Here is a 13,328-nt window from a genome sequence, read left to right as displayed (position 1 = left end):
ACCCGTCACAGACATATGGTCACGAGCACCCTCGCACACCCCACAAACCATCTGTCGCACACATCATGAGGAGCCGCCTGATGTCCGACTTCGTACCCGGGCTCGAAGGAGTCGTAGCTTTCGAGACGGAGATCGCCGAACCGGACAAGGAGGGCGGCGCCCTGCGGTACCGGGGCGTCGACATCGAGGATCTGGTCGGCCACGTCTCCTTCGGCAACGTCTGGGGGCTGCTCGTCGACGGAGCCTTCAACCCCGGCCTGCCGCCCGCCGAGCCGTTCCCGATCCCCGTCCACTCCGGCGACATCCGCGTCGACGTCCAGTCCGCGCTCGCCATGCTGGCACCCGTGTGGGGCCTGCGCCCCCTCCTCGACATCGACGAGCAGCAGGCCCGCGCCGACCTCGCCCGCGCCGCCGTCATGGCCCTCTCGTACGTCGCCCAGTCCGCCCGCGGCCAGGGCCTGCCCATGGTCCCGCAGCGCGAGATCGACAAGGCCCAGTCCGTCGTCGAACGCTTCATGATCCGCTGGCGCGGCGAGCCCGACCCCAAGCACGTCGCGGCCGTCGACGCCTACTGGACGTCCGCCGCCGAGCACGGCATGAACGCGTCCACCTTCACGGCCCGCGTCATCGCCTCCACCGGCGCCGACGTGGCGGCGGCCCTCTCCGGCGCCGTCGGCGCCATGTCAGGACCGCTGCACGGCGGCGCCCCCTCCCGCGTCCTCGGCATGATCGAGGAGATCGAACGCACCGGCGACGCCGACGCCTACGTCCGCCAGGCCCTCGACAAGGGCGAACGGCTCATGGGCTTCGGCCACCGCGTGTACCGCGCCGAGGACCCCCGCGCACGCGTCCTGCGCCGCACCGCCCGCGAACTCGGCGCCCCCCGCTTCGAGGTCGCCGAAGCCCTGGAGAAGGCGGCTCTGGCAGAGCTCCACGCCCGCCGCCCGGACCGCGTCCTCGCCACGAACGTCGAGTTCTGGGCCGCCATCGTCCTCGACTTCGCCGAGGTCCCCGCCCACATGTTCACCTCGATGTTCACCTGCGCCCGCACCGCCGGCTGGTCCGCGCACATCCTGGAACAGAAGCGCACGGGCCGGCTCGTCCGCCCCTCCGCCCGCTATGTGGGACCGGGCACCCGCAACCCGCGCGAGGTCCAGGGCTACGAGGACATCGCCCACTGATTTCTCATGTGTGCACAGCCCATGTGCGCACGGCCCATGTGGCGGCGCCCCACGGGGTGCCGCCACACCTGTCTCACGCGGGGACCAGCAGCTCCGCGTGATGACGGGCCGCGACCAGCGGATGCGCCCGCAGCTTGCCCTTCAGCTCGTTCCGTCCGTACTCCGCGAAGAGCGGGTTCGCCGGGTCGCTCGTCACCCCGGGCGCCGCGGAGGCGTACGGGAAGGGCAGCGGCTCGATCCGGGCGTCGAGCCGGGGGTTGTAGAAGAACGGCACGGAGAACCGCTCGGTGGCACCGGCCGGACTCACCACCCGGTGGTTGGTGGCGACGAGATACCCGTCGGTGGCCACCTCCAGCAGCTCACCCAGATTCACCACGAACGCCCCCGGGATCGGCGGCACGTCATGGAACAGCCCGTCCTCCCGCTGCACCTGCAACCCGCCCACCTGGTCCTGCAACAACAGCGTCAGGAACCCGTAGTCCTTGTGCGCCCCGACCCCCTGACCGGCGCCGTCCCCCGCACTGCCCGGATACCGGACCAGCTTCAGATGCGGATGGGCACGCTCGCCGAACACGGGCTCGTAGAAACCGGCGGGCGCCCCGATGGCGGTGAGCAGCTCGCGCAGCAGCCGCGCCGCGACGGAGCTGAGCCGGTCGATCCACGCCAGGGCGGCGGTACGCAGCTCCGGCAGCGCGGCCGGCCACTGGTTGGGTCCCTCCAGCCACCAGTACGCGGGCTCACCGGGACCGGGTGTCCGCGCGGGCCGTTCCGCACCTATGTCGAGCTGGTCGCGCCAGTCCCGGCTGCCACCAGTGCGCTCGTCACCGGTCCGCGTATAGCCGCGGAAATGCGGCGAGTTGACGTTGTCGATCGCGAGCCGGTCGGCCTCCGGAAGCGCGAAGAACCGACGCATCGCGCCGAGCAGGGCGGCTGTCTCGCCTTCCCCCACCCCGTGCCCCACGAGCTGGAAGAACCCCACGTCGTGCGCGGCACTGTGCAACTGCGCGTGCAGCAGCGCACGCGCCTGCGGCCCACGATCGGCCGCGGAAAGATCAATGATCGGAAGCTGCTGATACGGCTGGTTCGACAGGTTCGTCGCCACGTTCAGGTTCGTCATGGTGTGCGTCCGCATGAGTTACGGGCCCGGGGCAGCCGCCGAGGATGGGGCGGGCCCGCAGGTGCCAGATGGAGAAAAGAGGGGGCTGAGGTCAGGCGGAACGCCGACAGCCCATGCTCGTGACGCGCACGTAATCCACGTGACGGCGTCGAACGAGCATCGGAAGCATGGCGCAAGAGTACTCCGGCTCACCCAATACGCCAGTGCCGCGCCTCACACACCTGCGAAACGCAGACGACCCGCGAACTCTGGTTCCCTCCGAGGAGGGAGCCGGCCGGACTTACCGGCGAGCTCGCGGGTCGGGTGACTGCTGAGATTGGGCCGGCCGCACGCTCGTCTCACGCGCTGGTCCGGCACCGCACTGAATGTGGTGACGGGCCGCTAGCCCGCAGCCACCTCGCTGGTCCGGGTTTCAGACATGTACCCGATCACCTCCTTTCGGCGTGCGACACACACTAGGAACCGGATCCGCATCCCTCAACTGTTTTTCGGGACGGCGACGGTCCGGAGTCGTACGACCACCGTCGTCGACCCGGCAGCGGCTCCGGCAAGGGCTCCGGCAGCGGACCCGCCGCAGGACGGACCCGCAGATCGATCCGCATGCCGAAGTGCCCGCACACAACGATTTCCTCAATCTTGTGGGAACCAGATGTGGGCTGCGTCACGTTCGAGTTGAATGATTCCTAGTGAGTGATTCGTAGTGAGTGAAGTGAGTGATCAGACGCGCGGGCACACCGCGCAGGACACGCCGACACGGCCTGCAGGGGGTGCCAGGTGAGTGCTTCGCGGCGTAGTGGGACCACGGACGAGCTCGGGCCGCAGGAGCCCGAGCGGGACGGGGCCGATCTGCTCGCCGCTCTGCTCGACGGGATGGACGCGGCGCTGTGCGCGTTCGACGCCGACGGAGTGGTGACGCACTGGAACCGGGAGGCGGAACGGATCCTCGGCTGGACCGCGGCCGAGGCGGTCGGACGGCAGGGGTTCGCCGGCTGGGCCGTACGGCCCGCGGACGCCGAGGAGGTCGAGGGCCGGCTGCTCTCCTCGATGCAGGCGCCCGGACGGCAGGTTCATGAGTTCGCGCTGCTCACCAAGGACGGCGGCCGGGTGCTCGTACGGACCCAGTCGGCCGCCGTGCCGGGTCCCGACGGGAAGCCGGCCGGGGTGTACTGCGCCTTCAGCGAGGTGCACGCGCAGATCGATCTGGAGCGGTCGATCGCGCTGAGCGAGGCGTTGTTCGACGACGCCTCCTGGGGTGTCGTGCTCGTCGACGCCGATCTGCGGCCCGCCGTCGTCAACGCGCACGCGGCTCGCGCGTTCGGTGCGGGGCGTACGGCCGTACTGGGGCGTCCCCTGGGTGAGCTGCTCGCGCAGGGCGTGGAGGAGCTGGAGAGCGCGCTCACGCACGTCCTCGCGGAGGGTGCTCCGCCCGCGCCCGCCGAGATGTGGGTGACCGTGCGGACCGCCGAGGGCGAACAGCGGCGGTGCTGGCGCAGTGGCTTCCTGCGGCTCGCCTCGCCGCTGGCGGAAGAGCCGGTTCCGCTCGGGGTGGGCTGGCTGTTCCAGGACGTGACCGAGGCCAAGCAGACCGAGCAGGAGGCGGCGCTCCTGCGGTTCAGGACCAACCAGCTGCACCGGGCCGCGCGTGCCGCCGCCGAGTGTGAGGATCCGGCGGAGGCGGCGAGCGTCCACCTCGACTTCGCCCTGGCCGGCTTCGCCGATCACGCGCTGATCGACCGGGTGGCCGGTGGTGCCGTGCGCGACGGCGAGGGTCCGGTCCGGCTCGTACGGGCCGCCGCGACGCCCTCCGGGGCGCCGGGGCCGAGCCTTCCCGCGGGGCGTGCGGGGCTGCCCGTGCGGTACGCCGACGGGCATCCGGCGCTCCAGTGTGTGGAGCGGATCGGGTCCGTACGGGCCAGTGCGGGGGCGGCGCGGGCCGGCGCCGGGGCGAGTGAGCCCGAGCGGGCGCGGGAGTGGGCCGTTGCCCGGCAGTGGCCCGCGGACTCCGTGCATGCCCTCTGCGCGGTTCTGCGCAGTCGGGGGCGGACGTTGGGTGTCGTCACGTTTCTGCGTGGGTCCAGTCGTACGCAGTTCGAGCGGCTCGACGCCACGTACGCGGAGGATGTCGCCGTTCGCATCGCGGCGGCGCTGGATCTGGGGGAGGCGTTGGCGGGGAGGGGGTGAGGTGGGCCGGGGCTCGCCTCAGGGGTTTTCGCCCCCGCCGCCCCTACCCATTCCCGTCCCTTCTGGGGGCTCCGCCCCCAGGCCCCCGTATCGCGCTGCCGCGCTCGTCCTCAAACGCCGGACGGGCTGGAAGTTGCCGGGCGGGCTGGAAGGGGCGCAGCCGTCTCTTTTAGGGGCGCGGGGAACTGCGCGATCAGCCACTGACGGCCCGCAGGCTCAGTACCGCCCCCTCCGGAGGATCAACGGCGGTAGAAGATCCGGTCCGCGTACTCCTCGAACACGCGGCCGTTCCATTCGTGGCCGCCGTCCACGTTGCCGGAGCGCAGGAGCGGGGGCTCGATGCCGCGGTCCGCGAGGGTGCCGGCCGCGGTGGCCATGACCGCCTGGAGGAGGGCGGAGGTGACGACGGTGGAGGCGGGCGCGAAGGGTGCCGGAACGGATTCGAGCGTGAGCTCGGCGTCGCCGATCGCGATCTTCGAGTCGAGGACGACGTCGCAGTGGTCCTTCAGATACGTACCCGAGGTGTGCCGGGACTTCGTCTCGGAGGCGTACGCGACCGACGTGACCCCGATGACCTTGAGGCCCAGCGCGCGGGCGGTCATCGCCATCTCCACGGGCAGGGCGTTGCGCCCGGAGAGGGAGATGATCACGAGTACGTCGCCGGAGCGGGCCGGGCTGGTGTCGAGGACGGCGCTCGCCAGGCCGTCGACCCTCTCCAGCGCGGAGCCCAGTGTCGCCGGCACGACGTCCACACCGACGGCGCCCGGCACGGCGAGCAGGTTCATCAGCGCGAGGCCGCCCGCCCGGTACACGAGGTCCTGCGCGGCCAGCGAGGAGTGCCCGGCGCCGAACGCGAAGAGCCGCCCGCCGTCGGCGACCGTGTCGGCGATCAGCGTCCCGGCAGCCTCTACGGCCCCGGCCTCCTCGTCCCGCACCCGCTGCAGCAGGCCGATCGCGGCGTCGAAGAACTGCCCGGCCAGCTTGCTGTCGCCCATGCGCGAAGCCCTCTCTCCCCGTCCACTTCCGGTCGTGTCGCGGATCACGTTGCGGTCTGGACCAGTGCTGTGTCAATACGGTCGGCAGGGGCGACACTGGGTCCTGAGGGCCCCCGTTCCCGCCCGGCCGAGCTCATGTCCGGCCGTTCGCGCCGGCACTCGTCACCACGCGGTTTCACCTGCGCGGCACGGTTGTCAGTGGGATGCGTCAGAATTGGTGCCAGGGCCAGCGCACACGCCGGTGAGCCACTCAGCCTCCGGCAGAGCTAATCGAGGGGCACGTATGTCCGGACTGATCGACACCACGGAGATGTATCTCCGCACCATCCTCGAGCTGGAGGAGGAAGGTGTGGTCCCCATGCGCGCCCGGATCGCCGAGCGGCTCGACCAGAGCGGGCCGACGGTCAGCCAGACCGTGGCGCGTATGGAGCGCGACGGCCTGGTGGCGGTCGCCAGCGACCGCCACCTGGAGCTCACCGAGGAGGGCCGTCGGCTGGCCACGCGCGTGATGCGCAAGCACCGCCTCGCCGAGTGTCTGCTCGTCGACGTGATCGGTCTGGAGTGGGAGCAGGTGCACGCCGAGGCCTGCCGCTGGGAGCACGTGATGAGCGAGGCGGTCGAGCGGCGCGTGCTCGAACTGCTGCGTCACCCCACCGAGTCGCCGTACGGGAACCCGATCCCGGGCCTGGAGGAGCTGGGCGAGAAGGACGGGGCGGACCCGTTCCTGGACGCCGGCATGGTGTCGCTGGCCGATCTCGACCCCGGGCTCGACGGCAAGACGGTCGTCGTCCGTCGCATCGGTGAGCCGATCCAGACGGACGCGCAGTTGATGTACACGCTGCGGAGGGCGGGCGTGCAGCCCGGGTCCGTCGTCAGTGTGACGGAGTCCGCGGGTGGGGTGCTGGTCGGCAGTGGTGGTGAGGCGGCGGAGCTGGAGTCGGACGTGGCGTCCCACGTTTTCGTCGCGAAGCGGTAGCGCTCCGCTCGGCTGCGGGTTCTTCGTCCGCGGGTCGGTGGGGGCTGGTCGCGCAGTTCCCCGCGCCCCTTCGGGGGCGCCCTTGTGCTGTCCTGCCGGTTCGTGAACCCGCCGTCAACTCCCGTAACACATAACCCAGTTGTCCCACCTCGATGTTCGCTGAGAAACAAAGATTCAGTGCGCGGAATCGCAGCGGTCGGGCCGTTTGCGTGCGAGGCTGTCGCGAGAGGCATATGACCTGAGGGCTCTTGACCGTGGCGGCAGCGGCGCCGGTGCGCGGTCGGGGAGGGGGCGGGAGGATGTGCCGCGGACGTGAGGAGGGCCCCGGCGCCCTGAGGCGCCGGGGCCTGTCCTCCCCTGTGCTGACCCGGAGCCCCGAGCTCCCAGGGTCATTCCCCACGGACCGTTTTCCCCGAGCGGCCCGCCTCCCGTTGAAGATCTCCCCTCGGCGGCGGCGGTCAATCCTTGAGCGAGGTCACTCGAAGGAGGGGTGTTGCCGCCAAGACCCCCATCTTCGAATGCGCATTCGATAGCGTATGAGTGACGGAACCACTACGGATTACGCAGGAAGAACCAGCAGGAGCACCGGTACGACCAGAGGTACGAGTGGACCGGCCGGTTCGTGCGGGACGACCCGGCCGAGCGGATCAAGGGGGGTGCCAACGTATGGTGCGGCGCATCGACGTGAGCGGTGCGGGTGGCGTACGCCTCGCCGCCTGGGAGTTCGCCGATTCTCCCAAGACCGATCCTCCGAGGGCCGACCCCCTCAGGGCCGACGCCTCCGCGACGGGGGCGGGATCCGGGGCGGGGACCGCGTCCGGGGAGATCGAGCGTGCACCCGGCGTGCTGTTACTGCACGGCCTCATGGGCCGCGCATCCCACTGGGCGCCCACCGCCCGCTGGCTGTCCGAGCGGCATCGCGCCGTCGCACTCGACCAACGGGGCCACGGCCAGAGCGACAAGCCGCCCGAGGCGTCCTACACCCGCGGGGCGTACGTCGAGGACGCCGAGGCCGCCCTCGAACAGCTGGGCCTCGGCCCGGCCGTCCTCATCGGTCACGCCATGGGCGCCCTGACCGCCTGGCAGCTCGCCGCCAAGCGCCCCGACCTCGTGCGCGGCCTGGTCATCTGCGACATGCGGGCCTCGGCGCTCGGAGCCGCCTCGCAGCGCGAGTGGGAGAACTGGTTCAAGGCCTGGCCGGTCCCGTTCGCCACACTCGCCGACGTACGGAAGTGGTTCGGCGAGGACGACCCCTGGGTGGAGCGCCCGAACCCGTCGCGCGGTGAGTTCTACGCCGAGGTGATGGCCGAGTCGCCGGACGGCTGGCGGCCGGTCTTCGAGCCGGAGCAGATGCTCAAGTCCCGCGAGACCTGGGTGTACGACGCGCACTGGGAGGAGCTGACGCAGGTCCAGTGCCCCGCCCTCGTCGTCCGTGGCCTCGACGGTGAGCTCGGCCGGGCCGAGTCCCAGGAGATGGTCCGCGTCCTGCCGAACGGGCAGTACGCGGAGGTGGCCGAGGCGGGGCATCTCGTCCACTACGACCAGCCGGAGGCGTGGCGGGCGGCCGTTGAGCCCTTCTTGGACGAAGCGCTCCGCTAGGCCGCCTGGAAAATCGAGCGCCGTTGAACTGCGGTTGTCCATTGTCCGCGAGCCGGTGGGGGCTGATCGCGCAGTTTCCCGCGCCCTCAGAAAAACGGGGCGCGGGCCCCGCCCCGGGCGGTCAGCCCTTGCTCACCGCCGCGAGGATCTCCGGCAGTTGCCGTGCCGTTCGCGGTGCGGCGAGGTGTAGGCCCGCCAGGGCGATCGCCGCTCCGTAGGCGGTTCCGATCGGGAACAGCAGCCACGTCCAGTTCTCGCCGCCGGACGAGACGTTCAGCCAGATGGTGAGGGTGATGACGGGGGCGCACAGCAGTGCCGCCGCGATCATGCCGCCGAAGATCGAGAATCCGGCGAGGCTCGCCTGGCCGGGAGCGACGTTCTTGTAGCTCTCCTGCGGGATCGAGTACGGGAAGCGGGCGGAGGACCAGGCTCCGGTCGCCAGCATCGCGCCGAGCAGCGCGAACGACAGGCCGAACACCTCGGGCAGCGAGCGCCAGTCGCCGAGCAGCGCCGTCGTCAGGACGCACACGAGGGCCGCGTACGGAAGGGTGATCACCAGGAGCGCCAACGCCCGTGCCCGCAGCTCGACATACGCGTCCCGGGTCGACGAGATCGTCATCGCGACCATCCAGAACGCGGACGTGTCCTGGCCGAACTGGTTGTACATCTGGATGCCGAGCATGCCCGCCGCGAAGCACGCGAAGTAGATCGAGCCGGTGCCCTGCAGCGCGTTGAACACCGGCACGATCAGACCGATCGCGAGCGAGGTCACCCACGCGGCCTTGGTCTTCGGATCCCGCCAGACGTACCGCAGGCTGCGCTCCATGACCGTGCCCGTGCGCCCGGCGGGCAGCAGCCGGCCGAGTCCGGAGGAGCGGCCCGCCTTGTCCCGGGAGGGCTCGGCGGCCTGCAGCGTCGAGCCGTCCGGCGAGGTCATCAGCCGGTTCAGACTCCGCTGCCAGAAGGCCAGCAGCACCGCCAGGGCCACCCCGCTCAGGGCGAGCTGGGCGAGACCGACGGCGTACGAGCCCTCGCTGACGGAGTCCACCGCGCCGAGCGCCGACGCGGGCGGCACCCAGCGGACCACGTCTGCCGCCGGGTCCAGCGTGGACATGCCCGACGAATTGAGCTTCTGCGCGCCGAAGTTGACGACCTGCGCGCCCACCGCGATCACCAGACCGCTCAGGACGGCCAGGTCGCGGCCCTTGCGGCTGGTCAGCAGCCGGGTGTTGGCGGTCGCGACGGTCCGCGCGAGGGCCACGCACACCAGGAGCGCGAGGACGACCGCGACGACCCCGGTGACGTACGCCGCCGCCCCGTGCGCCATCGCGACGACCGAACCGACGAGCAGGCACAGCGTGAACAGCGGGCCTATGCCGACCAGCGAGGCCACCAGCAACGCGCGTACGAGCGGCTGAGGGCGCAGCGGCAGCATCACCAGGCGGGTCGGGTCGAGGGTCTCGTCGCCGCCGGAGAAGAAGAGCGGCATCACGGCCCAGCCGAGCGCCAGTACGGCGGTGAGCAGCACCGTCACGGTCATCGCGTGGGTGCTGCCGCGCAGCGCGATCAGCCCGATGAGCTGGAGCGCGGCGAACAGCAGCACGATGACGAGCGACGCCACGTACACGGCCCGCCGCCCCGACGACTGCCGCAGCCCGTTGCGCAGCAGCGACAGCTTGAGGCGTACGACGACGGGGGTGAGGGAGGCGGTCGAGGTGGTGGAGGCCTTCGTGGCGGTTGTGGTGCTCATCGGGCGCCGCCGCCCAGCCAGTCGAGGTCGGAGCCGGTGTCGCGGGCGTTCGCGCCGACGAGTTCGAGGAAGGCCTGCTGGAGGGAGGGTGCCTCGCCGCGCACCTCGGTGAGCGGGCCGTGGGCGCGGATGCGGCCCGCGGCCATCACGGCGACCCAGTCGCACAGCGACTCGACGAGCTCCATGACATGGGAGGAGAAGACGACGGTCGCGCCGGAGGCGGTGTAGCGCTCCAGGACCCCGCGGATCGTCTGCGCGGAGACCGGGTCGACGCCCTCGAACGGTTCGTCCAGGAACAGTACTTCCGGGTTGTGCAGCAGAGCGGCCGCGAGCCCGATCTTCTTGCGCATGCCGGTCGAGTAGTCGACGACGAGTTTGTGCTGGGCGCCGGCCAGGTCGAGCACGTCGAGCAGCTGGGTGGCCCGCTTGTCGACCTCGACACCGGGCAGTCCGCGCAGTCGCCCGGTGTACGCGAGGAGTTCCCGCCCCGAGAGCCGCTCGAACAGCCGCAGCCCCTCGGGCAGGACGCCGATCCGGGCCTTGACCTCGGTGGGGTCGCGCCACACATCGTGTCCGACGACCTCCACGGAACCCTGATCGGGCCGCAGCAGCCCGGTCACCATCGACAGAGTCGTGGTCTTCCCCGCCCCGTTGGGCCCGACCAGCCCGATGAACTGCCCCGCGGGCAACTCCAGATCGATCCCCGCGACGGCGACCTGCTCCCCGAACCGCTTCCAGAGCCCCCGCACCCGCACGGCCACCGCGTCACTCACCCGCACTCCCTCCGTCATGCAGGGCACGATACGGGGGCCAGGGCCCCTTCAGGGGCGCGGGGAACTGCGCAGTCTTTTAAGGGGCGCGGGGAACTGTGCGCTCAGCCCAAGCGGCTTCGCAGACGGCACACAACCTCAAGCCCCACCCACCCAGGGGCGCGGGGAACTGCGCGACCAGCCCCCACCCACCCGCAGACGGCAGACCACACCAGCCAAGAACGGCGCCCTACCGACGAGCGTCCCGCCCGCAGGCGTAGGCCAAGGGCGAGATCAACTCCTCCGCATCCGGCAGCCACCGATTCGCCGGAGTCGGCCGACAGGCCCACTGCACGGCCCCCCGAGCCCCGAACCGCGTGGGCGGCGCAGCCACATACGTACCTTCGCCCAGCACATTCAGATCAAGAGAAACAAGCGGCCACCCGAGCTTCCGCACAAGATCGGGCACCTTCACGGCGGCACCCGGCAACACGAAGAACTGCATCCGCCGATCCGGCGTACACGTCACGGGGCCGAGCGTCAGCTCCATCCGCCTCATCCGGGCGAGCGCGAGAAACCCCGAGGTCTCGGGGACGTCGATCGCGTCGAACGTCCGCCCCGTGGGCAACAGGATCGACGCCGACGGCTGCTTCGCCCACAGCCGACGCGCGACGGTTGCACTGCCCGTGGCCTGCGTCGCCCAGTCCTCACGCGCCGGATGCGCGCCGGGCACGGCGCACGAGGGCTCACCGCACGAGCAGCGCTGCACCCCGTCGGCAGCTTCCAGCCAAGTGCCTGGGAACACGTCCCAATGGCGCTCCTCGGCATAGCGCACGGCGATGTCCTGCAGCGATTCGCCTCGCTGCTTCGGGATCTGGGCGGTCTCGGTGCCTGCGATCGTCTCTTCCACGCTGAACTCAACTCCCGCACCCACCAGGGGTTACGCCCACCCGTCTCCCGCCACCGCCCTTCTTGGGAAAACCCTTCGGGCTTGCACCTCTTTTCCCCCGCGCGCGGGGGAGGAGCACCGATTCCACACGTGGGGCGCATGGATGCATCTGTGGGGGCGCGCATGGGAGGCGGCAGCGGGGGGTGGGTAGCCACCGGAGGGGCGGGCAGCAGCCTTTACCCCGGCAATCCTCACATGTCTCGCATCTTCGGTATGTCCGCGGGGCATTGATCTTCGAGGCCGGATCTTTTCGCTCCCCGGCAGGGGTGCGGGAGGTCCCGGTCACTGAGGACCGTCAACTCGGTGCGTGGGCAGGCACCGCAGCCACAGGGGGTACGCCAATGGCCGCAAGGCCTCTCGTCGCGCGGCAGCCGAACGAACGACTGCAGGCGCTCATCCAGGAAGCGGGCTGTTCCAACGCAGGGCTGGCCCGCCGGGTCAACATGTGCGGCGCGGAGCACGGTCTCGATCTGCGCTACGACAAGACGTCCGTGGCGCGCTGGCTGCGAGGACAGCAGCCGCGCGGCCGGGCGCCCGCGATCATCGCCGAGGCGCTCGGCCGCAAACTGGGCCGGACGGTCACGATCGACGAGATCGGCATGGCGAACGGCAAGAACCTCGCCTCCGGTGTGGGGCTGCAGTTCTCACCGACCGTCCTCGGGGCGATCGAGCAGGTCTGCGAGCTGTGGCGCAGCGACGTGGGGCGGCGGGACTTCCTGTCCGGCTCGTCCGTCGCGGCCTCCGCGCTCGTCGAGCCGAGCCGGGACTGGCTGATCTCCTCACCGGACGCGCAGGTGTCGCGTGCGGCCGGGCCGCGGGTCGGGCAGTCCGACGTGGCGGCGGTGAGCGCGATGACCCAGGCGCTGGTCGACCTCGACCACCAGTACGGCAGCGGGCACGTACGCCCGGTCGTCGTGCACTACCTGAACAGTGTCGTCTCCGGGCTGCTGGCGGGCTCGTACCGGGAAGCGGTCGGGCGTGAACTCTTCGCGGCGGTCGCGCGGTTGACGGAGCTGGCCGGCTACATGGCGGTCGACACCGGACAGCCGGGGCTCGCGCAGCGGTACTACATCCAGGCGCTGCGGCTCGCACAGGCGGCGGGCGACCGCGGGTACGGCGGGTACGTGCTCGCCGCTTCCATGAGCCACCTGGCGGCGCAGCTCGGGAATCCGCGGGAGATCGCGCAGTTGGCGCGGGCGGCGCAGGAGGGGGCGCGCGGGCGGGTCACACCGCGCGCGGAGTCGATGTTCCACGCCGCGGAGGCTCGGGGGCATGCGTTGATGGGCGACGCGCGCTCGGCACAGGCGGCGTCCGGGCGCGCCGTGGCGGCGCTGGACCAGGCCGATCCGGACTCCGGCGACGACCCGCGGTGGATCGCGCACTTCGACGAGGCGTATCTGGCCGACGAGTTGGCGCATTGTCACCGTGACCTCGGGCAGTCGGAGGCGGCCGCGCGATGCGCGCAGGAGTCCCTCGCCGGGCACCCCGAGACGCGTGCGAGGCGCCGCGCCATCGGGTACGTACTGCTGGCCACCGCACAGGTCCAGCAGCGCGAGGTCGAGCAGGCCTGCCACACGGGTCTGCGCGCGGTCGAACTGCTCGGCACGCTGCGGTCCAACCGCGGGGCGGAGTATCTGGACGACTTCCAACAGCGCCTGGAGCCCTACCGGGACGAGCCGGTGGTACGGGAGTTCGGGGCGCGCATGGACCTGCAGGCGGCGGCCTGATCCGCCGGACGGGACTGTGCTCTACGCGGGAGTGAACGCGGGGTGAACGGAGGGCTGTGAGGCGAAAGGAGGCATAAACAGCGTCTTGGGGGGCGGATTCGTTA

Annotated in this window: 10 protein-coding genes; 5 read left to right on the top strand and 5 right to left on the bottom strand. The window is 71.1% G+C overall.

Annotated features, from left to right (window positions below; all coding sequences use genetic code 11):
- The first annotated feature begins 80 nt into the window (after positions 1-80).
- On the top strand, positions 81-1,181 hold the full coding sequence (locus tag OG718_RS25465; RefSeq protein WP_143639761.1) for a citrate synthase 2: 1,101 nt from the start codon (positions 81-83) through the stop codon (positions 1,179-1,181).
- Between the two features lie 73 nt (positions 1,182-1,254).
- Here OG718_RS25465 and OG718_RS25460 read toward each other — a convergent pair whose 3' ends face one another.
- A complete protein-coding gene (locus OG718_RS25460; RefSeq protein ID WP_328845251.1) occupies positions 1,255-2,298 on the bottom strand; it encodes an isopenicillin N synthase family dioxygenase in 1,044 nt (347 codons plus the stop codon).
- A 774-nt stretch (positions 2,299-3,072) separates the two neighbouring features.
- Between OG718_RS25460 and OG718_RS25455 the strand changes: the two genes are divergently transcribed.
- Positions 3,073-4,479 carry a PAS domain-containing protein gene (locus OG718_RS25455; RefSeq protein ID WP_328845250.1) on the top strand — a complete coding sequence of 469 codons (1,407 nt, stop codon included), beginning with the start codon at positions 3,073-3,075 and terminating at the stop codon, positions 4,477-4,479.
- A 239-nt stretch (positions 4,480-4,718) separates the two neighbouring features.
- Here the strand turns inward: OG718_RS25455 and OG718_RS25450 are convergent, their stop codons facing one another.
- Complete coding sequence (locus tag OG718_RS25450; RefSeq protein ID WP_306938666.1) at positions 4,719-5,474, bottom strand: SIS domain-containing protein; 756 nt, start codon at positions 5,472-5,474, stop codon at positions 4,719-4,721.
- Between the two features lie 283 nt (positions 5,475-5,757).
- Here OG718_RS25450 and OG718_RS25445 point away from each other — a divergent pair, with 283 nt between their 5' ends.
- The gene (locus OG718_RS25445; protein ID WP_107015407.1) at positions 5,758-6,450 is read left to right on the top strand and encodes a metal-dependent transcriptional regulator; all 693 of its coding nucleotides are present in this window, start codon (positions 5,758-5,760) and stop codon (positions 6,448-6,450) included.
- Between the two features lie 666 nt (positions 6,451-7,116).
- Positions 7,117-8,049: an alpha/beta fold hydrolase gene (locus tag OG718_RS25440; RefSeq protein ID WP_143639765.1), complete on the top strand. Its 933-nt coding sequence runs from the start codon at positions 7,117-7,119 to the stop codon at positions 8,047-8,049.
- A gap of 121 nt (positions 8,050-8,170) precedes the next feature.
- Here OG718_RS25440 and OG718_RS25435 read toward each other — a convergent pair whose 3' ends face one another.
- The 3 genes from OG718_RS25435 to OG718_RS25425 form a co-directional block, all read right to left on the bottom strand.
- The gene (locus OG718_RS25435; RefSeq protein ID WP_306938664.1) at positions 8,171-9,799 is read right to left on the bottom strand and encodes a transporter; all 1,629 of its coding nucleotides are present in this window, start codon (positions 9,797-9,799) and stop codon (positions 8,171-8,173) included.
- Positions 9,796-10,590: an ABC transporter ATP-binding protein gene (locus tag OG718_RS25430; RefSeq protein WP_143639768.1), complete on the bottom strand. Its 795-nt coding sequence runs from the start codon at positions 10,588-10,590 to the stop codon at positions 9,796-9,798. Before OG718_RS25430 ends, OG718_RS25435 begins: the two co-directional genes overlap by 4 nt.
- A 208-nt stretch (positions 10,591-10,798) precedes the next feature.
- Positions 10,799-11,458, bottom strand: a complete 660-nt coding sequence (locus OG718_RS25425; RefSeq protein ID WP_143639769.1) for a bifunctional DNA primase/polymerase — start codon at positions 11,456-11,458, stop codon at positions 10,799-10,801.
- 380 nt (positions 11,459-11,838) lie between these two features.
- Here OG718_RS25425 and OG718_RS25420 point away from each other — a divergent pair, with 380 nt between their 5' ends.
- Complete coding sequence (locus tag OG718_RS25420; protein WP_143639771.1) at positions 11,839-13,224, top strand: transcriptional regulator; 1,386 nt, start codon at positions 11,839-11,841, stop codon at positions 13,222-13,224.
- The last annotated feature ends 104 nt before the right edge of the window (positions 13,225-13,328 follow it).

Source organism: Streptomyces sp. NBC_00258 (genome assembly GCF_036182465.1).
Taxonomy (GTDB): domain Bacteria; phylum Actinomycetota; class Actinomycetes; order Streptomycetales; family Streptomycetaceae; genus Streptomyces.
This window is presented reverse-complemented; position numbering and strand designations above follow the sequence as displayed.